The organism is Nocardiopsis sp. CNZ308 (genome assembly GCF_004217075.1).
Window position 1 is genome coordinate 5,851,794 of record NZ_SHKJ01000001.1, and the last position, 26,380, is coordinate 5,878,173.

Genomic DNA, 26,380 nt, shown 5'->3' on the forward strand with positions numbered 1-26,380 from the left:
CCCCTCGGCTTCAAAAACCGCCGATCCGGAGCGCCCGGTAAGACCACGGTCGCGGGGCCGACGATCCGGAGTCCACCGTCCGAGGCCATCGGGCACGGGAGCCGTCGGTGACGGCGGCGACCCGGTGTCCTGCGCCTGTAACAGCGGTCACGCCCGGCGTTCACCGTGCCGCGACGGATCGTCCCCGGGCGTTCACACCGCGTTGCGCGCGGGCGGCTACCTTCGCTGCGTCAGCGTTCCCCCGGCAGAAAGGCACCCCCCGTGTCCCGCTTCGCCGCCCGACCCGTCCTCGCCCTGCTCGGCACGACCCTGCTGGCCCTGACCCCCGTCGTCGCCAACGCACCCGCAGCGTCCGCGGCCACCGCGCCCGAACGGGTGATCCTCTCGCCCACGGCCGATCCCGCCACCTCCCAGACCCTCGCCTGGCGCTCGGACGGATCGGGGTCGCCGGTCATGCAGATCGCCCCCGCCGCCGACCCCGGCCGGGTCACCACGGTCGAGGGCGCCGACACCGGTTCGGCCAGCGGCACCTTCCACGCCGCCACCGCCACCGGCCTGACCCCCGACACCGCCTACCGCTACCGCGTGGGCGACGGCACCGCCTTCAGCCCCTGGCGGACCTTCACCACCGCGGCCTCCGGCGCCGAACCCTTCACCTTCCTGTACTTCGGCGACGTCCAGAACGGCATCTCCACCGGCGGCGCCGCGGTGGTGCGGGCCGCCCTGGCCGCCGAACCCGACGCCGAGCTGGTCGTGCACTCCGGCGACCTGGTCGACTCGCCCAACAGCGAGTCACAGTGGACCGAGTGGTTCGACGCCTTCGGCCCCGAGGCCACCGGCACCGTCAACCACCTCGCCGCCCCCGGCAACCACGAGTACTCGCTGCTCTCCCTGAGCCGGTACTGGAACCCGCAGTTCCCGGGCGCGGGCAACGGGCCCACCAGTGGCCGCCACCTGCCCCAGACCGTCTACCACACCGACTACCAGGGCGTGCGCTTCGTCGTCCTCAACTCCAACTACCGCAACGCGGCGCCGCTGAGCGCCGACTCCTGGCTGGACACCCAGCAGCGCTGGCTGGAGGAGGCCCTGGCCACCAACCCCCACCCCTGGACGGTGGTCACCTTCCACCACCCGGTCTTCTCCAACAGCCCCAGCCGCGACAACGGCCCCCTGCGCGACTCCTGGCTCGACACCCTGGAGGAGCACGACGTGGACCTGGTCCTCCAGGGCCACGACCACTCCTACGGCCGTGGAAACCTGACCGCGAACCGCACCGACGACCCCGACGTGCAGACCGGCCCGGTCTACACCGTCGCGGTGACCGGCACCAAGATGTACGACGCCTCCGCCTCCAACTGGACCGGCAACGGCGCCGAGGTGCGCGTGCGGCTGACCGACACCTCCACCTTCCAGGCCGTGGAGGTGGACGGCGCCCGCCTGCGCTACACCGCCCGCACCGCCGACGGCGCGGTCGTGGACTCCTTCACCATCGACAAGAGCGACGGCAAGCGCGTGACCGACACGCTCTGAGCCGCGCCGTGGCGCCCCCGGCCCCTCTCCGGGGGCGCCGCGCGCCGGTGCGGCCGGGCACTGGGGTGAGGACCCGTCGTGGCGGGGAACGGCGTCGGTACGGCGGGCACCCGGAACGCCCTCGGAGCGGCCCTCAGCCGTCGAAGCCGGTCAGCGCGCCCCGGCCGTCGAACCTGGCCACCGACGCCCAGGCGATCTCCCAGCGGTTGCCCTCGGGGTCCGCGACGTACGCCGACCGTCCTCCCCAGGGACGCTCCACCGGTTCGGCCACGACCGTGGCACCGGCCCGCACCGCGGCCGCGAAGGCGCTGTCCACCTGCTCGGGGCCGTCCACGTTGCAGGCGAGTGTGATCCCCGACCAGCCGACGGGGCCGGGGGCGCCGTCCGCCGCCTCGGCGGCCAGCTCCTCTACGGGGTACAAGGCCAACAGGACGCCGCCCAGGAGGAAGGCCGACCAGCCGTCACCGCTGGCCGGGACCTCCTCCCAGCCCAGAGCCCTGTAGAACCGGCGGAGCCCGGGCAGGTCCCGGGCTCCCAGCGTCACGACGGACAAACGCGCGGGCAGGTCAGACATGCCCGGAGGCTACGCGTTCGGCGCCGGGGAGGGAAGGACCGGGCGGGCGGAGGTTCCGACCAGCCGCCTCGGCCCGAAGCGCTCCCGGTAGGCGGAGGGGCTGACCCCGGTGTGGGCGCGCACGCTCGCACGCAGGTTGGCGGTGCTGCCCAGGCCGCTGGCGCGGGCGACCGTCTCCAGTCCCATCCCGCCCGCCTCGATCAGGCGGCAGGCCAGCAGCACCCGCTCGGCGCGCAGCCAGGCCAGCGGGGTCGTGCCCAGCTCGGCCCGGAATCGGCGGTGCAGGGTCGCGGGGCCCGCGCTCCGGGGCGGAACGCGGAGCCCGTCAGGAAGGGGCTCGTACCGCGGTCGCTCCGCGCCTCAGGAGCCGTCCCGCAGCTCGGCCAGGCGCTCGCCGGTGAAGCGGATGTGGTCGAAGGTGACGGCGCATCCGTCGCCGGTGGGCGACTGGGCCTCGAACCCGATCCGGGCGGACGCGGCGTCGTCGACGGCGAAGAACCGGATCATCCGCCAGGCCGCGCCGTCCAGGGAGGCGTGGTAGGCGAAGGTCCGGCCGATCCGCGAGACGCGCAGCCACACCGTCCGGCCCTCGACGGTGAAGCCGTTGGCGTCGTCCGAGACGCCCCGGGTGACCACGGAGACGACCATGGGTTCGCGGTCGGGGGAGTACTCGAAGCAGAGCTTGCCCCAGTGGCGGTCATCGATCCACAGGAGCAGCACTCCGGCGTCGAAGGCCGACGCGAAGTCGACGGTGACACGCGCGCTGAACTGGAAGTCGCCTTCCGGGGGGACGCCGAGCAGGGTCTCGGCGTTGAGCGTGGCCGCGGCCTCGACCCGGGGATCCGTGTCCGGGGCGATGAAGATGTCGCTGCGGGCGGTCGCGGCGGCCGTCACCGCGCCGGTCTCCTCCTCGACCGCCCATGCTTCCTCGGAGGACGGGGAGAGGGCGAAGGGCAGTCCCGGTACGTTCCAGGCGAGGGTCATGACTGCTTCCTCCGGTGTCGTGGTGCCAGGGGGTGGACGGCCTCAGGCCCCGCCGGACGGCGGGGCGGGCCGGGGGTCTTTCGACAGCTGCCGCGGGGGAGCGGACCACGTAAGCCTAGAAGGGGCCGGGCGCGAAGGCCCACGCGGGCGCCGCCGACCGGCCCCTTCCGGGGTCAGGGTCGGGTCTTGGACAGGTCCTGGACGATGGTCCGTTCGGGGACGAAGCGGACGAGGCGTGCGTCGTCGTCGAAATCCTTCAGGTCGGCGGGCCAGGTGGACTCGTCGTCGCCGAGGTAGCGGCGGCGCTTGTGTCTGGAGCGTTCCTCGTCGTAGGGCACGACCTCGGCCTTACCGCGCATGATGACCTGGAGGAACTCCAGTTTCTCCAGGTCACAGGTGTCCACGACCAGCGCGACCCGGGGGTCCTTGGCCAGGAACCGCGACATCCGCGAGTAGGCGCCGGTGATCCACCACATTGCGCCCTCCTCCCACAGGAACCACACCGGACGCACCGTGGGCGCGCCGGAGGAGTCGGAGACGGCCACCCTGGCGACCAGGGGCCGGGCCAGAAAGGCGTCGACGTCGAAGGGGTGCTCGTGCTGACTGAGGGTGCCGGGGGTTTCGCTCACACCTTCAGGCTAGGGCCTGTTTGGTAAGTCAGAGCCATTCGTTGATGACCGCGATCTGGACGGTGGCCTCGTAGCGAAGCGCGAGCTTGTCATAGCGCGTGGCCACCGCCCGATTGCGTTTGAGCCGGTTGATCCCGCACTCCACCGCGTGACGGGCCCGATAGTCGGCCTTGTCGAAAGCGGGAGGACGTCCCCCGCGCCGTCCCTTGCGTTCGCGATTGCGAACCCGGTCGGCAGGCTCTGGGATCGTCGCCTTGATCTTGCGTGCGCGCAGGTAGGAGCGGATCTTCTTCGAGCTGTAGGCCTTATCGGCGCGCACCCGTACCGGCCGGGTGCGCGCCGGACCACTGCGCCCCCGCCCCACGACGCGGATACGGCCCATGACGGGCTCGAACTGGGGAGCGTCTCCACGCTGACCGGCGGTGATCACCACGGACACGGGCTTTTGAGCCTGTTCGCAGGCCAGATGGATTTTGGTGGTCCACCCGCCGCGTGAGCGTCCCAGGGCGTGGTCGGCGGGCTCATCCGTTCCGTGATCTTCTTGCTCCCCTTTTTCGCGGCCCCGGCGGCGTGCTGGTGGGCGCGCACGATGGTGGAGTCGACGTTGACCTGCCAGGTGATCAGGCCCGCCGCGTCGGCGATCGACTGCAAAGAGGCCAGGATCTGCGCCCAGGTGCCGTCCAGGCTCCAGCGGCGGAACAGGTCGTAGACCGTCTGCCAGGGGCCGTAGCGTTCGGGTAGATCGCGCCAGGGAGCGCCGACCCGCACCCGCCAGCGGATGCCGTTGATCAGGGTGCGCTTGCAGCGTTGGGGCGGGCGGCCCGTTGAGGAGGCGGGCAGCAGGGGTTCGAGTAGGGCCCACTGGGCGTCGGTGAGGTCACCGCGCCCGGGTCCGGGTAGGGTCGGCACGAAGCCTCCGGCGGACTTGTCTTCTTGGTCGTTGACCCGTCTACCGGAGGCTTCGTTCGTGTGCTGGGCGACATGCCCGTTGTTACTGCTTTGGTGCTTTCACCCGCTCCCGCGAGGGTTCCCAAACAGCCCCTAGGCGGCCCGGGACGGCGGGAGAAGGAGCTTTTCTGCGCTGTGGACAAACCGTCGCGGGGGCGTGCGGTGGCGTACCGGACGGGGCTGCGGTCCGCCAACGGCTGCGGCATGGGCCGGGGTTCGTCGAGACGAGGCGGGTGAGCTACCGCCTCTCAGGAGACCCGGCGCCCCTGTGGGTCGGCGGCACCACCGTGCGCGGTGGTGCCGCCCGCTCCCACGGTCGCACCCGGCCGATCGGAGCTGCCGCGACCGCGCTCGCCCCTGGCGGATCCGCCTCCGGGCCGGGGTCAGGGGTGAGGGGACCGCCGCAGCTTGGCCAGCTCCTCCTCGTCGAAGTCCTCGGAGAAGCTCGGGAGGGCCGAGGCGGCCCCGACCCCGGGTGAGGCCAGTTCGGGGTCGTCGTTCTGGAGGGCGAACGCGGGGGCCCAGCGGGCCGCGTGGTCCAGCGCGTCCACCACGGAGTGGAAGTACAGGTGCTGCCCGAAGCCGCCGTGGGCGATGTGCATGAAGAAGCTCGTGCCGTCGGCACCGCTGAACAGCTGGGCGTAGGAGGACGAGCAGGGACCGCCGTACTCGGCGAACGGACGCCGGTTGAACCCGGCGCGGGCGACGCAGTCCGTCCAGTCCTCCTCGACGGTCTGGGTGGCGCACGCTTCGTTGACGGGGTCGGGCCCCGGCGCCCACGCGCCGTCCCGGTAGTGCAGTGCGGTGGTGGTCATGGGGGCCATGCTCGCAGGTGGACCCGGTTCTCGGGCGGAGTCGGCGGTATTGGCCGGACCCGGGTGACGGCCCGGCCCGAAGAAGCCCGGTGTGCCCCGATCCGCCCCGCCGTGGAGGAGCCCTGACCCCCGCACCCCGGCCCGGAGCGGTCACACAAAACCCGGTGACGGTGGGGGAGCGGTCGGCCACAATGGCCCGATGGTCGACCGACACTTCTCCCAACCGGACCTGGCCGAGCTCTACGACTACTTCAACTCCTGGCGGTGCTCACCCCAGGACGACTTCTACCTCGACCTGGTCATGGACGCCCGCTCCGTCCTGGACGTGGGCTGCGGGACGGGCAAGCTCCAGCGGGTGGCGCGCGAGCGCGGCCACACCGGGCGCCTGGTCGGCCTCGACCCGGCCGACGCGATGCTGGAGGTCGGACGGCGCGACCGCGACGACGTCGAGTGGACCCTCGGCGACCTGGTCCACGGCCCCTACGGCGAGGAGGCGGGCGGCCCCTTCGAGGACGAGTTCGACCTGGTCGTCATGACCGGTCACGCCTTCCAGGTGTTCCTCGCCGACGACGAGGTGCGGGAGTTCCTGGCGGCGGTGCGCCGGGCCCTGACCGACGCCGGGCGGTTCGTGTTCGAGACCCGCAACCCGGCCGCGCGGGGCTGGGAGGCGTGGACCCCCGAGCGGGTGCGCACCGTGGACGGCCCCGGAGGGCGCCGGGCCACCTGCGTCCACCGGCTGGAGGGCGTGGAGGGCGACCTGGTCACCTTCACCTCCGACTACCGCGTCGAGGGCTGGGACGGGTCCCGGAGCAGCCGCAGCACGCTGCGCTTCCTGGACGCCGACGCCCTGAACGGCTTCCTGGCCGAGGCAGGATTCGACGTGAGCGCGCAGTACGGCTACTGGGACCGTAGCCCGCTCACCGACGCGAGCACGGAGATCATCACCTTCGCCCGTCCTCGGTGACCGGCGTCCGTCCCGGAAACCTGTGCCGCGCAGCCGTCACACCCGTGCGCCGGGCGGGATCGAGGGGGTGACGGACCCGAGGGCACCCGGCCGGGCGGGCCGGTGGCCGCCTCCCCGGTGGTTCTCCGACCCCGGCCGTGCCGGTCGCCCCCGTCCACCTTCCGCGACGGGCGACCGGCGCGGTCACCCGCGCGGGCCGAGGCTGGCCTGGAGCCCGTCCAGCAGGGCGTTGAGCCCGAACAGGAAGGTCTCCCACGCCTCCTGTTCCAGGTAGGGCTCATTCTGGTTCTCGTTGCTGAACGCCCCCTGCTCCGACAGCAGGGTCAGCACGGGGAAGCGCCGGTCGAAGTCCGGGGCGACCCGCTCCAGCTGCGCGGAACGCTCGTACCACCAGGCGTCCTCGGCCACACCCGTGACCTCCGGGGCGCGGCGCGACTCCGAGGCGATCTGCACGGGTCCGCGCACGAGGGTGAACAGGTTGCCGTAGGCGCTGCGGATCTGCGTGGGGCCCAGCCCGGCGCGGTGCAGCACCACGGCCAGCGACTCGAACAGCCGGTACTCGTTGGGGCCCAGTACCGGCCGGGCCTGGGAGACCTCCAGGGTCCAGGGGTGGCTCAGGTAGAAGTCCCACAGCCGGGTGGCCCAGGATGTCGTAGCCGTGCGCCAGTCTGGTTCGGCGTCGGCCTCGGCGGCGTCGGCCAGTTCCGCGAAGACGTGGTCGTACATCAGCTCCACGAGTTCGTTCTTGCTGGCCACGTAGGTGTAGAGCGACATGGCGGTGCGCCCCAGGCGCTGGCCCACCGCGCGCATGGACAGCGCCTGCATCCCCTCGGCGTCGGCGAGGGCGATGGCGGTCTCCACCACCAGGTCCACGCTGAGTTCGGGCTTGGGGCCGGGGGCCGTGCGGGCGCCGTCCCCGTCGCGGGACCTCCACAGCAGCTCCATGGTGCGACGGGCGTCACCCTGCCCGGCGTAGACCACCACTTGCATCTCCTTACGCCATAAACTAACGTTCTCCAGCCATCAGCTTACGCCATAAGGACTCCTGAGGAGCAGTGTGTCTTCCCACCCCACCACAGCGGACACCCACGACACCATCCAGGTCAGGGGCGCCCGGGAGAACAACCTCGCCGACGTCTCGGTGGACATCCCCAAACGGAGGCTGAGCGTCTTCACCGGCCTGTCCGGCTCGGGCAAGTCCTCCCTGGTCTTCGGAACGATCGCCGCCGAGTCCCAGCGCCTGATCAACGAAACGTATACGACGTTCGTCCAGTCGTTCATGCCCAGTCTGGGGCGGCCCGACGTGGACAGCCTGCGCAACCTCAGCGCGGCGATCATCGTCGACCAGGAGCGGATGGGCGCCAACTCCCGTTCCACCGTCGGCACGGCCACCGACGCCGCCGCCATGCTGCGGATCGTCTTCAGCAGGGTCGGCACCCCGCGCCTGGAGCCCTCCAGCGCCTTCAGCTTCAACAGCTCCGAGGGCATGTGCGGTGAGTGCGAGGGCCTGGGGCGCACCAACCAGATCGACGTGGACGAACTCGTCGACCGGGAGCTGTCCCTGAACGAGGGCGCTATCACCGTCCCCGGCTACGGGGTGGACAGCTGGTACTGGCAGGTGTTCGTCAACTCGGGCCTGCTGGACGCCGACAAGAAGGTGGCCGACTACACCGACCAGGAGCGGCACACGCTGCTGCACCTGCCCGTCACCAAGGTCAAGGCGGGTAGCAACTCCTTCTCCTACGAGGGGCTGGTCCCCAAGATCAGGCGCACCTACCTGGCCAAGGACCGCGAGAAGATGCAGACGGCCGTGCGCGCCTTCGCCGACCGCGCGGTGACCTTCTCCACCTGCCCCGAGTGCGGCGGCGCCCGCCTCAACGCCCGGGCCCGGGCGGTCAGGGTCGCCGGGCGCACCATCACCGAGTGCTCGGCCATGCAGGTGAACGAGCTGGCCGGGTTCGTGCGCTCCCTGGACGAGCCCTCGGTCAAGCCCCTGCTGGACAACCTCGGCCACACCCTGGAGTCCCTGGTGCAGGTGGGGCTGGGCTACCTGAGCCTGGACCGGGAGTCGGGCACGCTCTCGGGCGGCGAGGCGCAGCGGGTCAAGATGGTGCGCCACCTGGGCTCCAGCCTCAGCGACGTCACCTACGTCTTCGACGAGCCGACCACCGGCCTGCACCCGCACGACATCGAGCGGATGAACAACCTGCTGCTGAGCCTGCGCGACAAGGGCAACACGGTGCTGGTGGTCGAGCACAAGCCCGAGACGATCGCCATCGCCGACCACGTGGTGGACCTGGGGCCCGGCGCCGGGCCCTCGGGCGGACGCGTCACCTACACCGGTGACGTGGCCGGACTGCGGGCCTCGGGCACGCTCACCGGCGACCACCTGGACCACCGGGCCACCCTGCGCGAGCGGGTGCGCACGCCCCGGGGGCACATCTCCATCACCGGCGCGAACTCGCACAACCTCAAGAACGTCAGCGTGGACATCCCCACCGGGGTGCTCACGGTGGTCACCGGTGTGGCGGGTTCGGGCAAGAGCTCGCTCATCCACGGCGCCCTGCCCGGGCGCGAGGACGTGGTGGTGGTCGACCAGTCGGCGATCAAGGGGTCGCGGCGCTCCAACCCGGCCACCTACACCGGCCTGCTCGACCCGATCCGCACCGCCTTCGCCCGCGCCAACAACGTCAAGGCGTCGCTGTTCAGCGCCAACTCCGAGGGCGCCTGCCCCGAGTGCAAGGGCGCCGGGGTCGTCTACACCGACCTGGCGATGATGGCCGGGGTCTCCTCGCCGTGCGAGCACTGCGAGGGCAAGCGGTTCCGGGCCGAGGTGCTCACGCACAAGCTGCGCGGCAAGGACATCAGCGAGGTGCTGGCGATGTCGGTGGTGGAGGCGCGGGAGTTCTTCTCCGGCGGCAACGCCCGCACGATCCTGGACCGGCTGCACGACGTGGGCCTGGGCTACCTGGGCCTGGGCCAGCCGCTGACCACCCTGTCGGGCGGTGAGCGCCAGCGCCTGAAGCTGGCCATCAACATGGCCCGCGACGGGGCGGTGTACGTGATGGACGAGCCGACCACCGGCCTGCACCTGGCCGACGTGGACCGGCTGCTGGCACTGCTGGACCGGTTGGTGGACGACGGCAACACGGTGGTGGTGATCGAGCACCACCAGGCGGTGATGGCGCACGCCGACCACGTCATCGACCTGGGTCCGGGCGCCGGGCACGACGGCGGCCGGATCGTGTTCGAGGGCAGCCCCGCCCAGCTGGTGAAGGAGGGCGACACCCTCACCGCCCGCCACCTGCGGGCCTACCTGGAGCGCTGACCGACGTTCTCCGGGAGTGCCTGAGCGGCGGCGGGCACCCGCGTCGAAGGCCCTCGCACGCGACGGGGACAGCCGGGCGCTGTCCCCGCGTCCGTCCCGGTGCGGCCGGTGCCGGGACGGACGGGGCGGGGCCCTACGCTGAGCCGGTGAGCGAACCGATCATCGTGGCCCGTGGCGTGGACGTGGAACTGGGCGGCGTCCCGGTCCTGCGCGGAGTCGACCTCACGGTCGCGCCCGGGGAGGTGGTCGCGGTGCTCGGCGCCAACGGCGTCGGCAAGACCACCCTGCTGCGCTGCCTCGCGGGGCTCCAGCGGACCGCGGGCCAGGTCAGCGTGCTGGGCCGGCCCCCCGTGGACGAACCCGGGTTCTGGCGCGAGGTCGCCCTGGTCGGCGACGAACCCACCTGGTACCCGGGACTGACCGTGTGCGAGCACCTGGAGCTGATGCGGGCCGTGCACGGCCCCGGACGGCTGGAGGTGGCAGCGGCCGTGGAGCTGTTCGAGCTGTCCGGCTGCGCGGACCGGGCCCCGTCCTCGCTGTCGACCGGGCAGCGCCAGCGGCTGTCCCTGGCCATGGCACTGCTGCGGCCGAGCCGGTTGCTGCTGTTGGACGAACCCGAACGCGGGCTCGACGCCGTCTTCCGGGGACGGCTCGCGGAGCTGCTCGCCGAGTACGCCGCGGACGGCGGCACGGTGGTGATGGTGACCCACGACCCGCGGTTCGCCGAGGACGCCCGCCACGTCGCCCTGGAGGCCGCCGCGTGAACGGGACGGCGCGGACACAAGGGACGCGGACGGGAGCGACGCAGGTCCGGGCGTTCGTGCGGGCCCGGAACCGCCGGCACCGCAGCTGGTCCGACCGCTACGTCATCCTGCTGGCCCTGGGGCTGCTGGTGGTGACGGTGTCCCCGGTGATCGGCCGCGCTGTGGCGGCCGTGCCCGACGCGGTCGATCCGGCGCGTGCGGGCGCGGGCCTGGCTCTGGTCGCGCTGCTGCTGGCGGCCTCCCTGAGGCTGGCGCGCGCGGTCGGTCCGGTGGCGGTGTCGGCGGCGGACGCGGCGTGGCTGGTGCTCTCGCCGCTGCCGCGCCGCGGAGTGCTGGCCCCCGCCCTGCTGGTCCTGGCCGTGGTCGGCGCGGTGTTCGGCCTGGCGCTGCTGAGCGCGCTCGGCGCCCCCGACGCCCTGGCCCTCCGGCTGCTGGCGTCCGTGGTCCTGGCCGTGTCGTGGACGGTGGGCGGGGCGGCGACGGCCGTGCTGGCACAGGCGTCGCAGCCCTGGGACGACCGGCTGGCCGCGCTGCTCGTCGCCCTCGTCGTCGCGGCGGCCGCCGCGACGGTGATGGGCGCGGGCCCGGGTCGCGGGGTGCTCGTGGGCATCGCGTCGGCTCCCGTGTCGGCGTGGGGCGCGGCGGTGTGCGCTTCGGCCGGGGTGGCCGCCGCCCTGGTGTGGCGGGCCTGGCGGGCCCTGGCACGCATCCCGGCCCGCGCTGTCCTGGAGGCCTCGTCCAGGGCGGAACTCGCGGCGGGTGCGCTCCTGGTCATGGACCCGGGTTCGCTGTCCTGGATCGCCGAGGACGCGCACTGGCGCTCACGCGTGCTGCGCTCGCGGGCGTGGCCGTCGCGGCTGCGCGGTGCGGCGGCGGTGGCCTGGCTGGACTGGCGGCGGCTGGCGCGACGGCCGGGGATCCTGGCGCTGGTGGCGGCGGCGACCGTTCTGCCCGTGCTGGCCGCCCGTGCGGGCACCGGGGAGGCGGGCGCGCTGGTCGTCCTCGCCGTGGGCGCGCTGGCGGTCGCCGCCACGGGCACCGCGGGGGCGCGCCGGGACGCCGGGGACGCGGCGCTGGCGCGGTTGCTGGGCGCCGGTCCGCGCGCGCTCCTGGCGGCGCGGGCGGTGCTGCCCGCCCTGCTCGGTGGCCTGTGGCTGACCCTCGCGCTGGTCGGGCTGGACCTCGCGGGCTCCGGAGGGCTCCTGTGGCCGCTGGGGTTGCTGTGCGCCCCGGCACTGGCGGCGGGGGCGCTGCGGTTGGCGCGGCGCCGACCCGTCGAGCACACGATGCCCGTCGTGGACACGCCCCTGGGCCCGGTGCCGCTGGGACCGGTGGTGTGGGCGCTGACCGGCGCCGACATCGCCGTGCTCGGGTGCCTGCCCGCGCTCCCGGCGTTCGCCGCCGGGGTGACCGGGCCGCTGCTCGCGGCGCAGGCGGTGTGGGGCGCGGCGGTGCTGGCGGCCTACTGCGCCGCTCCGAGACGCGGGTAGGGGCGGGGAGGACCGCTACAGGATTCAGCGGTGGAACCGTGTCCTGATCCTCCTCGGCCCCTGCCGCACCTCGTCGGGCGCCGGATGGCGTGCGGGACGCCCACCGGTCCGCTGAGCCGGTGGGCGTCCATCCGGAGGGGAGCGGTTCCGATTCGGCCTGGACCGTGCCACCGTGCGCGGCCAGGTGCCGGGTCGTGAGGCCGTCATCGCCGGTGGACGGCTCCAGCCACGGGTCGGCCCGCGCGTAGCTGTCGACGCGGTCGAACCACAGCGTGACCGGACCGAACCGGCCGACCGCACCGATGCGCTCCGGGCAGCGCCGTCCGCGACGGTCTCGCTGTTCTCGACGGTGACCTCCGTTGCCAGCATGTCGCGGTAGAAGGCGACCTCCGTCCCGATGACACGATTGAGCGGCAGCGGGGTAAGCCGGACTGAGCACACGGGCGCACGGAATCCTCTGGAGGCCCTATGGCCCCCAGAGGCCCCGCCTCACCTGTTGCCCATGCCGCTACGTGTCCGGGAGGCTTTCGAGGCGGGCGATGGCGGTGGTGATGCCGTCCTCGGCGCGGACGCGCCCGGCGAGCGCGCGGGCCGCCGGAGCGTGCCGCGCCGCGTCCTGGATCGCCGTGGCCAGGCGCTCGGCGGTGAGGCGGCCCGTCAGCGGTGCGGGGGCGACGCCGCGGTGGTGCAGGCGGGCGGCCCAGAACGGCTGGTCGCCCAGGAACGGCCGGACGACCTGAGGCACGCCCGCGCGCAGGGCCGCCGCGACCGTACCGATACCGCCGTGATGCACGGCGACCGCGGCACGCGGCAGCAGCCAGTCGTGCGGGGCCTCCTCGATGACCATGATGTCGCCGCTCTCCGACGCTGTCCGCAGGGCGCCCCAACCGGTGGCCAGCACGGCGCGCCGACCCGCCAGCCGGACGGCTTCGCGGACCGTGGCGGCCAGCGCCTCGGGGTGGCCGCCCACCGAACTGCCGAAGCCGACGTACACGGGAGGCTCGCCCTCGTCCAGGAACCGGACCAGCCGTGCGGGCGGTGTCCACCCGCTGTCGGCGGGCAGTGTCCAGAACCCGATCGGGTGGGCGGCGGCGGGCCAGTCGGCGGGGCCGGGCAGCAGGTGAGGGCTCCACGCGTGCAGCACGCCGCCCTCCGCGACCAGGTCGGCCATGGCCCGGAGGCGGCCTGGAAGTTCCAGCGCCTCGGACCGCCAGGCCCGCACCGTGCCCCGATAGGACATCTCGACGGCGGAGGATGTCCGCCAGCTGGCCCGGTTGAGCGCGCGCGGCACGCCTATCGGGAGGATGGGGGAGGCGAAGGCGGACGTGGGCAGGTAGAGCGGCAGCAGCAGGCCGGCGACCGCCGGAACCCCCAGCGCCTCGGCGATGGACGGCCCGCCGAGGGACTTGGGGTGGTAGACGACCATGTCGGCCCGCCGGGCGACGAGCAGGGCCTGGTCGTCGAGGAGGCGGCGCAGCATCGGCTTGACCGACCGGGCGGCGGTGACGGCGGCGCGCACCCCCTGGCCCTGGACGGTGTCCTGTAGCGCGAGCATCGCGTCGTCGAGCGGCGCGAACTCCACGCGGTGCGCGGCGACGAGCGTTTCGAAGCGGCGCGGGGCGGCCAGCACCGGCCGGTGCCCGGCGGCGAGCAGCCCGCGGGCCAGGGCGAGGTACGGCTGGACGTCCCCCCGGCTGCCGACGGTGAGCAACAGCGGTCTCATCGCTGGTCCCCCAGTTCGTCCCACTCCTGCAGCAGGCGGGGGAAGCGGTCCATCATGAACGCGTACATGCCGCGCATGAGCTCCAGCCGCCGTCGGCGCGCCGGGTCGTCGCCCACCACCCGCAGGCCCTGCTCGGCCAGCGCGCGAAAGCCCTCGAACTCGGCCATCTTGGCTTGGAAGGCGCGGGCGAAGACGTCCTCGGCCAGCCGGTAGCGGTCGCGCCGCTCTCCCCGGACCCGGAACCGCTCGACCAGGCCCGCCTGTTCGAGCTGCCGCAGTGCGACGCTCATGCTGCTCTTGGCCACGGCCAGCTCCCCGGCCAGCTCCGGCGCGTCCGCACTGTCGGCCTCGGCGGTCAGCAGCCACCCCATCACCCGTCCCGAGGTGCGGCTCAACCCGAGCCGCTCGTAGAACAGCCCGGCGTCCTCAACGAACTGATCGATACTCATACCAAAAACCTATCGCTTTGTTCGGATCATTCCGAAAAAAGTAAACAAGGGAGGTGCGCCCCCGACCGACGCCGGGGTCGGGGCACATCGGAACGAAGACCCCACCAGGACATCCCGTCCTCTCGTCGGCCGGTTCCAGGGCGGTGAGCACCCGCTCCCGGGTGGCCTGCCAGGTTGGCCCGGACAGGAGGCGGGCCCGGGGGTCGCCCCACCGGTCGGCGCCACGGGCGAACACCTCCGCACCGCCCGCCCCAACCGGGCACATCGGCACCGTCACCGAACCGTCGCCCGGGTCAGGGCTCTACCGCCAGATCCCGGGGTGATCCTCCTCGACCACCGGTAGGGACGTGGAGCCGGGGCGGGGCCGTTCCGCTCGCGGTCGGCCGCTCAGGGCTCGGATTCCTCGCCGTCCGGCCCGGCCGGGAACGCCGCACCGGCCGACAGCAGTCTTCGCGCCAGCACACGGCAGCGTCCCGCCAGTTCCGGGGGGTCGAGCACCTCGAAGTCGTGGCCCAACAGGAGCACGTGCATGAGCACGAAGTCGAGGTCGTGGCCGCCGCTGACCAGCTCGCAGCGCCCGTCGCTCCGGTCTCGCACGACCGCCGCCGACGCGGGGATCCGCGCGCGCACCGTCTCGGCCGACGCGCGCACGAGGAAGCGCGCCTGACGGGGGTAGACCCGGCTGGCCACGCCCTCCTGCACGTACGCCGCCGCGTCGGGGGCCGCACGGGGGTGGAAGCGCCAGGTCCGCGCGACCACAGCGGTCATCCGGTCCACGCGGAAGCTGCGCCAGCCGTCGCGGTCGAGGTCGTAGGCGAGCAGGTACCAGCGCCGTTCGGAGGCGACCAGGCGGTGGGGCTCGACCCGCCGCCGTCGCACCCCGCTCCCGGACGGGTAGTCGAAACCGGCCTCGACCTCCTCGCGGCAGGTCCGGGCCAGCGTCATGAGCACATCGGGATCGACCGGCGCGCGGCCCGAGCCGAAGGACTCCACCGAACCGGAGAGCGCGCGCACCTCGTCGCGCAACCGGGTGGGCAGCACCCGGTCGAGCTTGGTCAGCGCCCGCAGTGCGGCGCCGCCCGCGCCCCCGTCCACACCGTCCGCTTCGCCCGCTCCGGCGAGCAGCGAGACCACGGTGGCGATCGCCTCCTCGTCGTCCAGCAGCAGCGGCGGCAGGTCCTTGCCCGGGCCGAGCCGGTAGCCGCCGCCGACCCCCTGGCTGGCGTGCACCGGATAGCCGAGCGCGCGCAGGCGGTCGACGTCGCGCCGCACCGTGCGCGGCGTGACCCCGAGCCGGTCGGCGAGTTCGGGGCCCGTCCAGACCCGGTGCCGCTGCAGCAGCCCGAGCAGCGTGAGCACCCGTTCCGTCGTACCGCGTTCGTCGCCGCCTGCCGTGTCCATGCGCTCCACCCTGCCAGAGATAGCGGACCGATCCTGTCCGCCAGTGGTGCCAGGGTGGCTGCATGGACACAACAGAACTCGACTGGAACCAGACCCTGCGCGAGCAGTGGGAGTTCCACTGGAACCACCACATCCGGCCCCGCTTGGAGGGCCTCACCGACGACGAGTACTTCTGGTCGCCGGTGCCGGACTGCTGGAGCGTGTGGCCGCGCGGCGGCTCGGCGGCGCCCATGCAGGCGGGTTCGGGGGACTTCACGATCGACTTCGCCTTTCCGGAGCCTGACCCCGCGCCCTTCACCACGATCGCCTGGCGGCTCGGCCACGTCATCGTCGGCGTGCTCGCCGTGCGCAACGCGTCGCACTTCGGCGCACCGGCGGCCTCGTACGAGACGTGGGAGTACGCCGGAAACGCGGCCGACGCGCTCGACCAGCTCCAGACGCAGGTCGGCGTGTGGCTCGCCGGGGTGCGGGGCCTGGACGCGGCCGCGCTGCGGACCCCGGTCGGCGACAAGGAGCCCTACCCCGAGGCGCCCATGGCGGACCTGGTGCTGCACATCCACCGCGAGCTGATCCATCACCTGTCCGAGGTCTGCCTGCTGCGCGACCTCTACCTGCACACGGCGGCAGCCGCGAACGGAGCGAACCGATGAGCCTCGACGTCCAGATCACCTTCGACGCGCACGAACCCCGGGCGCTGTCGTCCTTCTGGCGCGACGTGCTGGGCTACGTCCACCCCGGGCCGCCCGGGGCCGACCTGCCCGAGGGCGCCGACCCGCTGGCCGCCTGGGACGCCTTCCTGGAACAGGTGGGCGTGCCCGAGGACCAGCGCGACACGAGGTCGGCCATCGAGGACCCCGAGGGGCGCGGCCCGCGGCTGTTCTTCCAGCGGGTGCCGGAGGACAAGGTAGTCAAGAACCGCCTGCACCTCGACGTCCGCGTGGCGCCCGGGCTGCTGGGGGAGGAGCGGATGGCGGCGCTGGAGGCCGAGTGCGCGCGGCTCCTGGCGCTGGGGGCGACACGGGTGCGCCGCCACGAGCCCGAGCCGCCCGTGGAGACCGGCTTCATCGTGATGGCCGACCCCGAGGGCAACGAGTTCTGCCTGGACTGAGGCCCTGCGGCGTGGTCGTGGTGCCCGTGTCCCCGGGGACGCGGGCACCCTTGTGTGTCCCCGCGGTGCTATCCGCACGCCGCGTGGCGGCCCCGGAGCAGCCGCGGGCTTCGGGCCCCGGCGTGCCGCTCCCGGCGGAGGCGTCCCGCGGGGGACACGCGCCCTCGGGCCCCGACCTCATCCCGTACCCGGCGACGACGGACCCGGTCGCTGTCGGCGGGCGCCCAGGAGCCGGTCGAGGACCACCGCGACGCCCTCGTCGTCGTGTCCGGGCGCCACCTCGTCGCTCACCGTCTTGAGCTCGGGGTGCGCGTTGCCCATGGCCACCGCGTACCCGGCCCAGGTCAGCATCGGGGCGTCGTTCGGCATGTCACCGAAGGCGATGGTGTCCGCGCCGGACAGCCCGAGCAGACCGGCGGCGTGGGCCAGCCCGGTCGCCTTCGACAGTCCGAGCGGCAGGATCTCGATCTCGCCCGGTCCGGCCTTCGTCGTGGTCACCAAGTGCCCGGCGAGCCGCGACGCGATCTCGTGCAACCGGTCCCCGTCCAGTTCGGGGTGCTGAACGTAGAACTTGCGCACCGGTGCCGCCCACAGGTGACCGGTGTCCACGGGGACAGTCGGCAGACCGTCGAGCGGGTCGGGACGGTAGCCGGGACCGGCCAGGACGGCGCCCTCCAGACCGGCCCGGTCGGCGGCCAGCGACAGCGGTCCGGTCACCGCCTCGATCCCGGCGAGGGCCGACCGGGCCACAGCGCGGTCCAGGACATATGACGTGAGCTCGCGGTTCGCGTCAGCGTCGTACACCTGGCCGCCCTGACCGCAGACGGCCAGACCGGTGTAGCCCAACTCGACCAGCACCGGCCTGGTCCAGGCGACCGAGCGACCGGTGACGACGATGTGCCGACCGCCGCGCGCGGCCGCCGCCTCCAGCGCCGCCCGGGTGCGGGCACCGACCGTGCCGTCGGAGCGCAACAGGGTGCCGTCCAGGTCGGTGGCGATGAGCTTGTAGGGCAGCTCTGGCGGTGTGTCTCGCGACGGGCCCGGTGGCACGGCCGTCACCGCTGGTAGAGCTTGCTGAGCGTGCCGATGTCGGGAAGCCCGCCGGACAGGTCGGGGCGGTCCAGCGAGGCCATGGGGGTTTCCCAGACCTCCCTGGCCGGTGAGCGGTCCGGCGGCACCGGGGTGATCGGGGCCCAGCCACCGTCGTCGGAACGCAGACCCAGCCGGGCCGCGACGGTACGCACCGCCTGCCGGGCGGCCAGCGGCGCCAGGGTGAGCTTGGACGGGCTGGCCACGACGGCCCTGCCGTCGAGCAGCTCGGCCCCGAACTCGTGGGCCACGGTGCCGCTGCTCGGCAGCAGCCCGGACTTGACGGCCGGGTAACCCGAGACGGCTTCGACACGGGCCAGGATCGCCGCGTCGACGACCCTGCTCAGGGTCAGCAGCACCCGGCGGGCCCACCAACCCGCGAGCTGGCCGGGGTCCCGGCCACCGCTGTCGAACGACTGGAAGTCGGAGACCAGCCAGGTGGCCCGCCCGTCGTCGTCGGCCCGGCTCGCGAGGAACAATCCGTGCTCCTCACGTTCCGGGAACAGTACGCTGACCGCGGGCAGGCGGCCGCGCAGCACCAGCATGTACGCCCTACGGAGCTGGACCGTGTCGGGCAGCCCTGAGCGGGCCAGCAACCCGGGCGTGCCCGCGCCCGCCGCGAGGACCGCGCTCCGGGCGCGGACGACCGCTGTGCCGCCGTCCGGCTCGGTGATCCTGGCGCTGACGCCGTCGCCGGACCGTTCGACGCGCTCGACCGCGCCCGGCCGCCTCTCGATCCCGGCCGCGGCCGCCTGCACCCCCAGTCCACGCAGGATGTCACCGACGTTGTACGTGGGTTCGGCGCTGCCGAAGCAGGCGACGGGCGTCCCGGACAGCCACCCCGGGGTGGACCGCGGACGCACGGCGAGCCCCGACGCCCGCCAGTACCGTTCGGCTCGGAGCACCGCGTCCGGGTCGGAGAAGGCGATGGTGGAACCGGCTGTCACCGGCGGTATCCGCGTGAGCAGTTCCCGCCAGTGCTCGCGCGCGCTGCCCAGCAGGGCCGGCAGGCGCGGTTCGTCCGGGCCGTACGCGTAGCCACGGTGCAGATAACCGTGTGACTGCCCGGACTGGCCCGCTCCGTCCGCCAACGGCTCGACGAGCACCACGCGGGCGCCGCGGCGGGCCAGGCCCAGGGCTGTCAGCAGACCGGTCACGCCCGCCCCGGCCACCATCACGTCACCGTCGCGCACCGGTCACCCCCGTGCGGCTCGGACCGGGCGCCGATGACCGGTTCGACCGCGGCGACCAGTCCGGAGACCGGCGACATCCGCACCAGCCAGCGCTCGCCCGACACGGTCTCCAGCAGCACCGTCTCCTCGTCGAAGCGGATCGCGAAGCGCAGCGGACCGAGCCCGGCCAGCAGCAACCGGTCCCGGCTGTTGCTGGCCTTGGCCATCAGATCACCGCTGAGCAGGCTGACCCGTACCTCCGTGGCGAGGCCGACGACGACCTCCACGCCGTCAACAGGCATCTCCGGACGCTCCCATCACGGCCAGCGCGGCCAGTGTCGCCGAATCCTGGATGGCCCCCGCCGCCGCCAGTTCCCGCAGCTGCGACCAGGACAACCTGCGGACCTCCATACCGGCCTCGAACGCGTCCCGGTCGGACTCACCGACATCCGAGACGTCGGCCGTGAAGGCGTGGCACGAAGACGTCGCGAAGCCGCTGCTCTCCGCGAACGTGACGAGGTGCCGCAGGCCGGTCAGTTCCAGACCGGTCTCCTCGCGCACCTCGCGCCGGGCGGCCGCCTCGGGTGACTCGTCCCCGGCCAGAGCGCCCTGCGGGAACTCCAGGCTCCGCGCGCCGCCCATCGTGGGCCGCTCCAACTCGACGAGGACGTAGCGGCCCTCCTGACGCGGGGCGACCAGTACCGAATCGGGCCTGCGGACCACGAAGTACGGACGCAGCGCACCGTCCGCGGTCTCGTACTGCCGGTGCTCGACCGCGAACCACGGGTTCCGGTGCGCGGTGCTCTCACTGACCTGGCGCATGGCGGCCGGGCTCATCGAAGCGGGGACAGGTAGGCCGCCGCGAGCGGGCCCTCGCCCCGGCACAACCGGCTGTACCCGTCGTTCAGCGCGGCGACGGTGTCCGCCGCGCCGGTGTCGTCGGCCGCACGTCCGTCCACGGTGTCCACCGTGCGCAGCCCCAGCAGCGTCCCGGCGAGCACCACCCGCGCCGTGTACAGCTCGTCCTGCTCGACCGGCCGCTCCTCGACCTGGTGGCCGAGTCCGCGGGCGAGGTCCAGCACGATGCGCTTGGTGATCGAGTCGAGGATTCCGGAGTCCACCGACGGCGTGGTCACCCGCCCGTCCCGCACCAGCAGGATCGCGGCGCCGTCGGCCTCGGCGACGTGACCGCGTTCGTTGAGGAAGAAGACGTGCTCCACGCCCTGCTCGACACGCTCGCGCTCGAAGACGCGGAAGTCGAGGTAGGAGCCGCCCGTCTTGGCGTGCGCCCCGATCGGCCCGCCGAAGCGCCGGTGTCCGCTCACGGCCGCCCGGACCTTCGGCGGAGTGCTGGGGCGGAACGGAAACCCGCCGATGTAGGTTCCGCCCTCGCTGTTGGGCGCCAGCGCCGAACGCCCCTGCTTGGCGTAGAAGGTCGGACGCAGGTAGACGTCCGAGCCGCCCAGCTGGGCGGCCACCTCGGCGAGCGCGCCGAACACCTCCGCCCTGGTCATCGGCACCGGGATGTCGGCCACCCGCGCGGATCGGAAGAGCCGGTCGAGGTGCGCGTCGCCGGCCAGCATCTCGTGCCGCTGCTCACGGGCGTTCCAGAACGCCGTGATGCCCTCGAAGACGTTGGCGCCGCGCAGCGCCAACTCGTCCCAGACGTGGACTCTCGCGTCCTCCCAGGGCACGCATGCCCCGTTGAACCACATCACGCGGTCAGACATCTTTCCCCTCTCCCTCGATCGGTTGTCGCCCGGCCTCGTCGCCAGCGGTCGCACGGCGCCCGGTCACGGGCGCGCCGCGGTCCCGGTGCGGGGCATGGGAGGCACGTCCACCGGTCCGGACGCACCGTTGCCGCAGCCGACCCGCGAGGGCGACGAGGCTCGTCGGGCTGCGCAGGTCCGCGACTCCGATGCCCTCGAACCCGCTGTCCCGCAGAAGGGACAGCACGCGGGGGACCAGGTGCAGGCGCCCGCCGACCGTCAGGTAGGTACCGGCCATCGTCGGACCGGTCAGCTCGTTGGCCCCGGCGACCGCGTCCTTGAGCGCCTGCTCGGCCGCGCCTTCCGGCGCCAGCATCGGCCGGTCCACACCCGAACCGGTGACCGTGGCCGCGTCCGTCCGGCGAATGACGAAGCGGTGCGGACTCAGGACGGCGTTTCGGCCGTTGTCCGTCGAGAGCAGGAAGTCGCGAAGCTCCCATGGCTGGAGATCCGCGCTGACGTAGGCGGTGAGCCGGCCGTGTTCCTCGCGCACGTCCGCGTGGTGGACCGCGGGATGCTCCTGGAGGCGTTCGGTGAGGAAATCCAGATCCACCCAGACACCGTCGACCCCCACCCAGCGTGCGCCCGGCCGCCAGGGGTCGGTCGCCAACGACTCGGCCTCCCCGAAGGCGAGGTCGCCGGACGCCGCGGCATGGACCAGGATCGCCTCCGTCAACTTGACGAGTCCGGCGCTGTCCCGGTCGCCCACGACGGACGCGTCGATGGCCGAGTCGATGTGCAGCCGCCCCTCGACGAGATAGGCGCGAAGGTACAGATTGCAGGCGTCCCAGGAATCGTTCGACCTGCTGGTGGACACCCGCGAGTCCGCCAGCAGGGCACGCGGATCACCACCCGGCTCCGCCGGTACCGATTCGATGCCTTCGAGCGTGCAGCTGATCGACTCGGGGCCGGGCAGGAAGGCGCCCCGCTCGGCCTCGACGCGTCCCGCGCGCTCATGGAACTCCAGGACGTCGAAGCTCATGTGCCGACCGGCGACGAGGACCGCCTTCTGCAACCGCCGCAGTACCTCGGAGAACGACGGCCTTCCTCGGAGGTCGACGATCAGCGGCATGTCCCGGAAGAGCGAAGCGACCATGCCACGGGTGGTGGGGTGTTCCCGGAACGACCAGGTCAGGTTCAGCCCCAGCCGGTCCCGGTGGAACTGGATCGCCAGCGCGGTGTACGCGGCCGCGGTGAAGATCGACGCCGGGGCCGTGGCGAGCGTCCTCCGCAGGGTCGCCAGCGCCAGGCCCGCGGCGGGCGATTCGAGGTCCGCGCGCACCACGTCGGCTCCGGGCCGGCCGCGGCTCACGGGGAAGACCGTCACCGGAAAGTCCTGGAGCGCGTTTTCCCAGTGCCGCAGGGAGGACTCGACACGGGCCCGGCCGCTCTCCCGCTCGTGCCGGGCCTGGTCGACGGGCTGCGGCGCGTTCGCGCTCAGGCGGGCGGCTCGGTGCTGTGCCTGCGCGGCCAGCAGTTCGGTGAGATCGGTGACGAGGATCCAGGCCCCTCCCCGGTCGGCCACGATGTGGGGGACGACGAATACCAGGTCTCCCCGCGCGGTACGGCCGAACCGGATCGGGGGTTCGGACGCGACGTCGAAAGGGGTCTCGGTGAAGCGGCGCAGGGCGTCCTCGCCCTCGACGCGGGGAAACGCCACATGGACGCTCTCGTGCACGCTCTGCCGTGGCCGCCCGTCGCCGTCCGCGTCGAACCTGGTGCGCAGAACCTCGTGCCGAAGCAGTAAGGCACTCACCGCACCGCTCACCGCCTCGTCCGACAAACCGTCCGGCACGGCGACGACCCAGGAGAAGATCGGGAACAAACCGGGGTCGCCGGTCTGGTACGCCAACCACTCCAGTTGGCAGAGCCCCGACTGCAACGGGCCCGTGCGCCGCACTCCCTCGGAAAACCTCACCAGCTCTTCTCCCACTCGGGCTCCCCCCGGTCGCAACATGGACAGCTACCTCCTCCGAGACCCCAGGCCCGCCGCCCCGCTCAGACGAAGTACCGGGCCTGGAGGCGGAACAGCTCGGCGTAGAGCCCGTCGGCCCGGCTCAGCGTGTCGTGGGTACCGGTCTCCACGACCCGGCCACCGTCCATCACCACGATGAGGTCAGCCGCCCGGGCGGTCGTGAAGCGGTGCGTGACGAGCACGGTCACACCGCCCTCCTGACGGCTCAGGTCGGCGTACTGCTGGAACAGCCACTCCTCGGCACGCGCGTCCAAGCTCGCGGTGGGCTCGTCCATGATCCGCAGCAGCGGCGCCCGCCGCATCGACGCCCGGGCGTTGGCGACCGTCTGCCACTGGCCGCCGGACAGCCCCTCCCCGTCCCACGACCCGCGCCCGAGCCGGGTGTCCAGGCCCTCGGGCAACGAGGCGAGGAGCCTGTCCCCACCGGCCGTCCGCAGCGCCTGGAGGATCCGCTCCGGGTCGTCGCGGTCCTCCAGCCACCCCAGCCCGACCGCGTCCCGCAGGGACATCTCGATACGCACCGGGTCCTGGAAGGCCGCCGTGATCCGGGCGCGCCACTGGTCCGGGGCCAACCGCGCGAGATCGGTCCCGTCCACCAGGACGCGCCCCTGCCCCGGCCGGTAGAGGCCGCTGAGCATCTTGACCAGCGTCGACTTGCCCGCGCCGTTCTCGCCGACCAGCGCCACCACCGAGCCGGCCGGGAGTTCGAGGTCGATGTCGCTCAACGCGGGCTGATCGCGGTTCCAGTACTGGAAACCCAGACCCTCCACCCTGATGCCGCTCTCCAGGCGGGCGGGCACCGCCGCCGGAGCGGTCGGCACGAGGGCCGCACGCTCCGCGTCGCCGTCCCGCACCACGTCGAGGAACGCCCGGGACGCGCGGAGCGACTCCAGCGTCCAGAAGGACAGGTTCAGCAGGCTCTGCACCTGACCGGTGATCTGGCTGCTGACGGCGACGGCCGCGACGATGAGGCCGAGCGGGGCGTCGCCGACCAGCCCGGCCCGCACCATCAGGGCGACGGCGGTCGCGTACGCCAGCACGAAGAGCAGCCAGGCCAGTGCGACCGGAACCCGGGACAGTCCGTCGGTCCGGGCGATGTCGCGGCCCGCGGAGTCCCACTCCCGGCGGTGCCTGCGCCGCAGCTCGCCCGCCAGCCCGAAGAGACGGGTCTCGCGACCGGGCGCGGCCGCCGTGGCGAGCGTGAACAGGTGACCGGCCAGCCGGGTCCTGGGCGTGGCGCGCTCCTCGGCCCGGCCGCGCCTCCTGTCCGCCGCCCGGGTGGCCAGCACGGCGGGGAGGGCGAAGAGCGGCAGCAGGGCCAGGACGGGGACGACCGACGCCATCAGGGCGGCCGAGGCGACCAGGGCCAGCGCTGCTCCGGCCAACCACATCAGCCGGTCGAAGCCCGGGCCGATCTCGCCCCGCGCCCCGCGTACCACCGCCGCCCTGTCGGAGCGGCTCGAACGCTCGTGGACCTCCAGCGTCGGCGTCGTGCCGACCGCGTCGACGAACCGGCGGTCGACGTGGCTCTGGATCTGCTCCTGGAGCCGGAGGCGGGTGAAGTAACCGGCGATGAAGGTGCCCTGGGTGAGCATGATGAAGACCGCCACACACAGCGCGATCACCACCAGGCCGCTGGCCGAGCCTCCGCTCGCCGCCTCGCTGAACAGTCCGATCGCCACGGCGAGGCCGATTCCGGTGGCCTGTTCGAGAATCGCGATCGCCACCACGATCAGGGAGCGGAACCCGTCGACGCGGGGTCCGGTCGTGAGGACGAAGCGCAGGGCGCTGATCATGACGATGCCTCCTCGAAACGCTTCGCCTGCAGGCGGAACAGCTCGGCGTACCGGCCGTCGGCGCTGATCAGGTCCTCGTGTGTGCCGTCCTCGACGATGCGGCCCCGGTCGAGCACGACCACCCGCTCCGCCTTGCGCACGGTCGCGAACCGGTGGGAGATCGCGATGGTCGTGGCCCCCGCGGTGAGCTCGTGGAACGTGTCGTAGAGCCGGGCCTCGGCGCGGGCGTCCAGGCTCGCGGCCGGCTCGTCCATGATCAGCAGCCGGGCGCCGTGCCGCAGGCCGAACAGCGCCCGGGCGATGGCGATGCGCTGCCACTCGCCGCCCGACGCGTCGACCCCGCCCTCGTAGCCGCTGGACATCACCGTGTCCCAGCCCTTGGGGAGTCCCTCGACGAACTCCAGCAGTCCGGCCTGACGCGCCACTTCCCGCAGGCCCTCCTCGTCGTCGGCGTGGGCCAGGGAGCCGAAGGCGATGTTGTCCCGCACGGTCAGCTCGTAGCGGCCGAAGTCCTGGAAGACCGCGACCACCTGGCGCTGCCAGCTCCGGCGGTTGGCGTCCTCGATCGCGGTCGCTCCGACGCGCACGCGGCCCCCGCTGGGAGCGTCCAGGCCGGCGAGGAGCCGGGCCAGCGTCGTCTTTCCGGCCCCGTTGAGGCCCACGATGGCGAGCGACTGCCCCTCGGGGACGTCGAGGTCGATGCCGTGCAGCACCTCGTCGGCGGCTCCGCCGTAGCGGAAGCGCAGTCCCTCACAGGAGACGGTCGCGACCGGCTCCGTCCAGGAAGCGGTGCCGGGTGCGTCCGGCGGGTCCTCGGCCGGAAGGGCGAACGCCTCGGCGGCCGCCTTGGAGCCGAAGCTGGTGCGCAGGTCGTCCTCGTCCGCCCGGAGCACCTGGAGCAGGGCACGCAGGGCCAGGCCGCCCAGCGCCAGGTCGCCCACCGTCGTGCCTCCAGTGGCGGCCCGCTGCGCCAGGTAGTAGAAGACCGAGGCGACCGTGACGCCGGTGACCACGACGACCACGACGACGAACACGCGGTGCTCACGCCGTCGCCGCCAGACCTCGGTCATGTTCACGCGCCACTCGGAGTGGTAGGCGTCGCGGAAGAAGGCCGTGAGCCCGAAGAGGCGCACCTCCCGGGCCGCGTCCGGCGTGGTCGGCACGTCCCGCAGGTAGGACGTGCGGCGCAGCTTCTGAGTCTGGTTCACGGTCTCGATGACAGCGGTCCGGTAGTTGCGGACCAGCCGGAGGTGGAGCACCACGAAGACCGCGAAGACGATGAGGCCCAGCCCCCAGGTGACCTGGGTGAGCAGCGCCGCGGAGCCGACGGCGGTCACCCACAGCGAGGCCTTGGTCGACAGGCCGAAGACCGCTTCCCCCGGCGGCATGTCGATGGTCCCCTCGCCCCGCGCCCGCCCGAGCCTGCCCTGGTAGGACGGGTCCTCCAGGTGGCCGACGGTCGCCGGTTCCGAGGCGGCCGCCATCACGCGCTCGCTCAGTCGGCCGGTGACCCGGCGGCCCAGGGCCCGTCCCAGGGCCGTGCGCGCCGACTCGGCGACGTGGGTGAGGAGGAAGAGCACGGCGATGAGGGCGACCCAGCGGTAGCACTCCCGCGCCGCCGGGCTGTCCAGACCCTGGCCGGCGGCCGAGGTGAGCCCGTCCACCAGTGCGCCGACCCCGATGGTGATGCCGACCGGGGCCGCACCGGCGAGGACGGCCAGCGCCGTGGTCAGGGCGGCCGTGCCCGGTGCCACGGAGAAGGAGTACCGGACCAGGGCGGGAAGCACCCACCGCGTGGCCGGGGGCGGGAGACGGTCGGTGTCCGCGGTCACTCCCGCCCCCGGTCGTCGAGGTCGCGGGCGGTCGTGCCCC

At 73.2% G+C, this 26,380-nt stretch carries 24 protein-coding genes and 1 pseudogene; 7 read left to right on the top strand and 18 right to left on the bottom strand.

The window, feature by feature from the left end; all coding sequences use genetic code 11:
• The first annotated feature begins 261 nt into the window (after window positions 1–261).
• Window positions 262–1,530, top strand: coding sequence for a purple acid phosphatase family protein (locus EV372_RS25175; protein WP_130398065.1), 1,269 nt, complete (start codon window positions 262–264; stop codon window positions 1,528–1,530).
• A 133-nt stretch (window positions 1,531–1,663) separates the two neighbouring features.
• On the opposite strand, the gene EV372_RS25180 is transcribed toward EV372_RS25175, so the two are convergent.
• The 6 genes and pseudogenes from EV372_RS25180 to EV372_RS25205 form a co-directional block, all read right to left on the bottom strand.
• Window positions 1,664–2,104, bottom strand: a complete 441-nt coding sequence (locus EV372_RS25180) for a VOC family protein (protein ID WP_130398066.1) — start codon at window positions 2,102–2,104, stop codon at window positions 1,664–1,666.
• Window positions 2,097–2,407, bottom strand: a pseudogene (locus EV372_RS25185) (helix-turn-helix domain-containing protein); the annotation flags it as partial. The pseudogene EV372_RS25185 and the gene EV372_RS25180, both read right to left, overlap by 8 nt.
• Window positions 2,408–2,464: 57 nt before the next feature.
• Complete coding sequence (locus tag EV372_RS25190; protein WP_130398067.1) at window positions 2,465–3,088, bottom strand: DUF1349 domain-containing protein; 624 nt, start codon at window positions 3,086–3,088, stop codon at window positions 2,465–2,467.
• A 173-nt stretch (window positions 3,089–3,261) separates the two neighbouring features.
• A complete protein-coding gene (locus EV372_RS25195) occupies window positions 3,262–3,717 on the bottom strand; it encodes a pyridoxamine 5'-phosphate oxidase family protein (protein ID WP_130398068.1) in 456 nt (151 codons plus the stop codon).
• A 28-nt stretch (window positions 3,718–3,745) separates the two neighbouring features.
• Window positions 3,746–4,626 (bottom strand): IS5 family transposase gene (locus EV372_RS25200; protein ID WP_486483996.1). Its coding sequence is split into 2 segments (ribosomal slippage): window positions 3,746–4,252 and window positions 4,255–4,626, totalling 879 coding nucleotides; the frame shifts between segments, so codons are not numbered across the junction.
• 422 nt (window positions 4,627–5,048) lie between these two features.
• The gene (locus tag EV372_RS25205; protein WP_130398069.1) at window positions 5,049–5,480 is read right to left on the bottom strand and encodes a hypothetical protein; all 432 of its coding nucleotides are present in this window, start codon (window positions 5,478–5,480) and stop codon (window positions 5,049–5,051) included.
• A 199-nt stretch (window positions 5,481–5,679) separates the two neighbouring features.
• Here EV372_RS25205 and EV372_RS25210 point away from each other — a divergent pair, with 199 nt between their 5' ends.
• Window positions 5,680–6,444, top strand: a complete 765-nt coding sequence (locus tag EV372_RS25210; RefSeq protein ID WP_130398070.1) for a class I SAM-dependent methyltransferase — start codon at window positions 5,680–5,682, stop codon at window positions 6,442–6,444.
• Window positions 6,445–6,627: 183 nt separating this feature from the next.
• Here EV372_RS25210 and EV372_RS25215 read toward each other — a convergent pair whose 3' ends face one another.
• Entirely contained in the window at window positions 6,628–7,428 is an 801-nt protein-coding gene (locus tag EV372_RS25215; protein ID WP_130399109.1) for a TetR/AcrR family transcriptional regulator, read from the bottom strand.
• A 73-nt stretch (window positions 7,429–7,501) separates the two neighbouring features.
• Here EV372_RS25215 and EV372_RS25220 point away from each other — a divergent pair, with 73 nt between their 5' ends.
• From EV372_RS25220 to EV372_RS25230, 3 genes are all read left to right on the top strand, one after another.
• Complete coding sequence (locus EV372_RS25220; protein ID WP_130398071.1) at window positions 7,502–9,772, top strand: excinuclease ABC subunit UvrA; 2,271 nt, start codon at window positions 7,502–7,504, stop codon at window positions 9,770–9,772.
• A 146-nt stretch (window positions 9,773–9,918) separates the two neighbouring features.
• Window positions 9,919–10,536 (top strand): ABC transporter ATP-binding protein, encoded by a 618-nt coding sequence (locus EV372_RS25225; protein ID WP_130398072.1) that lies wholly within the window; start codon window positions 9,919–9,921, stop codon window positions 10,534–10,536.
• Between the two features lie 56 nt (window positions 10,537–10,592).
• Complete coding sequence (locus tag EV372_RS25230) at window positions 10,593–12,026, top strand: DUF6297 family protein (RefSeq protein WP_486484058.1); 1,434 nt, start codon at window positions 10,593–10,595, stop codon at window positions 12,024–12,026.
• Between the two features lie 508 nt (window positions 12,027–12,534).
• Here the strand turns inward: EV372_RS25230 and EV372_RS25235 are convergent.
• The 3 genes from EV372_RS25235 to EV372_RS25245 form a co-directional block, all read right to left on the bottom strand.
• Window positions 12,535–13,749, bottom strand: coding sequence for a glycosyltransferase (locus tag EV372_RS25235; RefSeq protein ID WP_130398074.1), 1,215 nt, complete (start codon window positions 13,747–13,749; stop codon window positions 12,535–12,537).
• Window positions 13,746–14,198 (bottom strand): MarR family transcriptional regulator, encoded by a 453-nt coding sequence (locus EV372_RS25240; RefSeq protein WP_130398075.1) that lies wholly within the window; start codon window positions 14,196–14,198, stop codon window positions 13,746–13,748. The genes EV372_RS25235 and EV372_RS25240 overlap by 4 nt, the downstream gene beginning before the upstream one ends.
• A gap of 387 nt (window positions 14,199–14,585) precedes the next feature.
• Entirely contained in the window at window positions 14,586–15,599 is a 1,014-nt protein-coding gene (locus EV372_RS25245; RefSeq protein ID WP_130398076.1) for a helix-turn-helix transcriptional regulator, read from the bottom strand.
• Between the two features lie 62 nt (window positions 15,600–15,661).
• Between EV372_RS25245 and EV372_RS25250 the strand changes: the two genes are divergently transcribed.
• Window positions 15,662–16,249, top strand: coding sequence for a DinB family protein (locus tag EV372_RS25250; RefSeq protein ID WP_130398077.1), 588 nt, complete (start codon window positions 15,662–15,664; stop codon window positions 16,247–16,249).
• The gene (locus EV372_RS25255; protein ID WP_130398078.1) at window positions 16,246–16,707 is read left to right on the top strand and encodes a VOC family protein; all 462 of its coding nucleotides are present in this window, start codon (window positions 16,246–16,248) and stop codon (window positions 16,705–16,707) included. Before EV372_RS25250 ends, EV372_RS25255 begins: the two co-directional genes overlap by 4 nt.
• A 177-nt stretch (window positions 16,708–16,884) precedes the next feature.
• Here the strand turns inward: EV372_RS25255 and EV372_RS25260 are convergent, their stop codons facing one another.
• The 8 genes from EV372_RS25260 to EV372_RS25295 all read right to left on the bottom strand — a co-directional run bounded on the left by EV372_RS25260 (window position 16,885) and on the right by EV372_RS25295 (window position 26,340).
• Window positions 16,885–17,757, bottom strand: coding sequence for an HAD family hydrolase (locus EV372_RS25260; RefSeq protein ID WP_130398079.1), 873 nt, complete (start codon window positions 17,755–17,757; stop codon window positions 16,885–16,887).
• A 5-nt stretch (window positions 17,758–17,762) separates the two neighbouring features.
• Window positions 17,763–18,989, bottom strand: a complete 1,227-nt coding sequence (locus EV372_RS25265) for an NAD(P)/FAD-dependent oxidoreductase (protein WP_130398080.1) — start codon at window positions 18,987–18,989, stop codon at window positions 17,763–17,765.
• Window positions 18,971–19,270: a hypothetical protein gene (locus EV372_RS25270; protein ID WP_130398081.1), complete on the bottom strand. Its 300-nt coding sequence runs from the start codon at window positions 19,268–19,270 to the stop codon at window positions 18,971–18,973. The genes EV372_RS25265 and EV372_RS25270 overlap by 19 nt, the downstream gene beginning before the upstream one ends.
• A complete protein-coding gene (locus EV372_RS25275; RefSeq protein WP_165436033.1) occupies window positions 19,260–19,790 on the bottom strand; it encodes an NUDIX hydrolase in 531 nt (176 codons plus the stop codon). The genes EV372_RS25270 and EV372_RS25275 overlap by 11 nt, the downstream gene beginning before the upstream one ends.
• Before the next feature lie 11 nt (window positions 19,791–19,801).
• Window positions 19,802–20,698 carry an aminotransferase class IV gene (locus EV372_RS25280; protein ID WP_130398083.1) on the bottom strand — a complete coding sequence of 299 codons (897 nt, stop codon included), beginning with the start codon at window positions 20,696–20,698 and terminating at the stop codon, window positions 19,802–19,804.
• On the bottom strand, window positions 20,691–22,655 hold the full coding sequence (locus tag EV372_RS25285) for a condensation domain-containing protein (protein ID WP_165436034.1): 1,965 nt from the start codon (window positions 22,653–22,655) through the stop codon (window positions 20,691–20,693). Before EV372_RS25285 ends, EV372_RS25280 begins: the two co-directional genes overlap by 8 nt.
• An 80-nt stretch (window positions 22,656–22,735) precedes the next feature.
• Window positions 22,736–24,508, bottom strand: coding sequence for an ATP-binding cassette domain-containing protein (locus EV372_RS25290; RefSeq protein WP_130398085.1), 1,773 nt, complete (start codon window positions 24,506–24,508; stop codon window positions 22,736–22,738).
• Window positions 24,505–26,340: an ABC transporter ATP-binding protein gene (locus EV372_RS25295; RefSeq protein ID WP_130398086.1), complete on the bottom strand. Its 1,836-nt coding sequence runs from the start codon at window positions 26,338–26,340 to the stop codon at window positions 24,505–24,507. The genes EV372_RS25290 and EV372_RS25295 overlap by 4 nt, the downstream gene beginning before the upstream one ends.
• Window positions 26,341–26,380 lie beyond the last annotated feature (40 nt).

What these genes read in the sequence shown, in the direction of transcription:
- EV372_RS25240 (WP_130398075.1), bottom strand. Translation starts at nt 14,198, where the DNA reads ATGAGTATCGATCAGTTCGTTGAGGACGCCGGGCTGTTCTACGAGCGG.
- EV372_RS25235 (WP_130398074.1), bottom strand. Translation starts at nt 13,749, where the DNA reads ATGAGACCGCTGTTGCTCACCGTCGGCAGCCGGGGGGACGTCCAGCCG.
- EV372_RS25210 (WP_130398070.1), top strand. Translation starts at nt 5,680, where the DNA reads ATGGTCGACCGACACTTCTCCCAACCGGACCTGGCCGAGCTCTACGAC.
- EV372_RS25245 (WP_130398076.1), bottom strand. Translation starts at nt 15,599, where the DNA reads ATGGACACGGCAGGCGGCGACGAACGCGGTACGACGGAACGGGTGCTC.
- EV372_RS25180 (WP_130398066.1), bottom strand. Translation starts at nt 2,104, where the DNA reads ATGTCTGACCTGCCCGCGCGTTTGTCCGTCGTGACGCTGGGAGCCCGG.
- EV372_RS25270 (WP_130398081.1), bottom strand. Translation starts at nt 19,270, where the DNA reads ATGCCTGTTGACGGCGTGGAGGTCGTCGTCGGCCTCGCCACGGAGGTA.
- EV372_RS25275 (WP_165436033.1), bottom strand. Translation starts at nt 19,790, where the DNA reads ATGCGCCAGGTCAGTGAGAGCACCGCGCACCGGAACCCGTGGTTCGCG.
- EV372_RS25250 (WP_130398077.1), top strand. Translation starts at nt 15,662, where the DNA reads ATGGACACAACAGAACTCGACTGGAACCAGACCCTGCGCGAGCAGTGG.
- EV372_RS25290 (WP_130398085.1), bottom strand. Translation starts at nt 24,508, where the DNA reads ATGATCAGCGCCCTGCGCTTCGTCCTCACGACCGGACCCCGCGTCGAC.
- EV372_RS25255 (WP_130398078.1), top strand. Translation starts at nt 16,246, where the DNA reads ATGAGCCTCGACGTCCAGATCACCTTCGACGCGCACGAACCCCGGGCG.
- EV372_RS25190 (WP_130398067.1), bottom strand. Translation starts at nt 3,088, where the DNA reads ATGACCCTCGCCTGGAACGTACCGGGACTGCCCTTCGCCCTCTCCCCG.
- EV372_RS25280 (WP_130398083.1), bottom strand. Translation starts at nt 20,698, where the DNA reads ATGTCTGACCGCGTGATGTGGTTCAACGGGGCATGCGTGCCCTGGGAG.
- EV372_RS25205 (WP_130398069.1), bottom strand. Translation starts at nt 5,480, where the DNA reads ATGACCACCACCGCACTGCACTACCGGGACGGCGCGTGGGCGCCGGGG.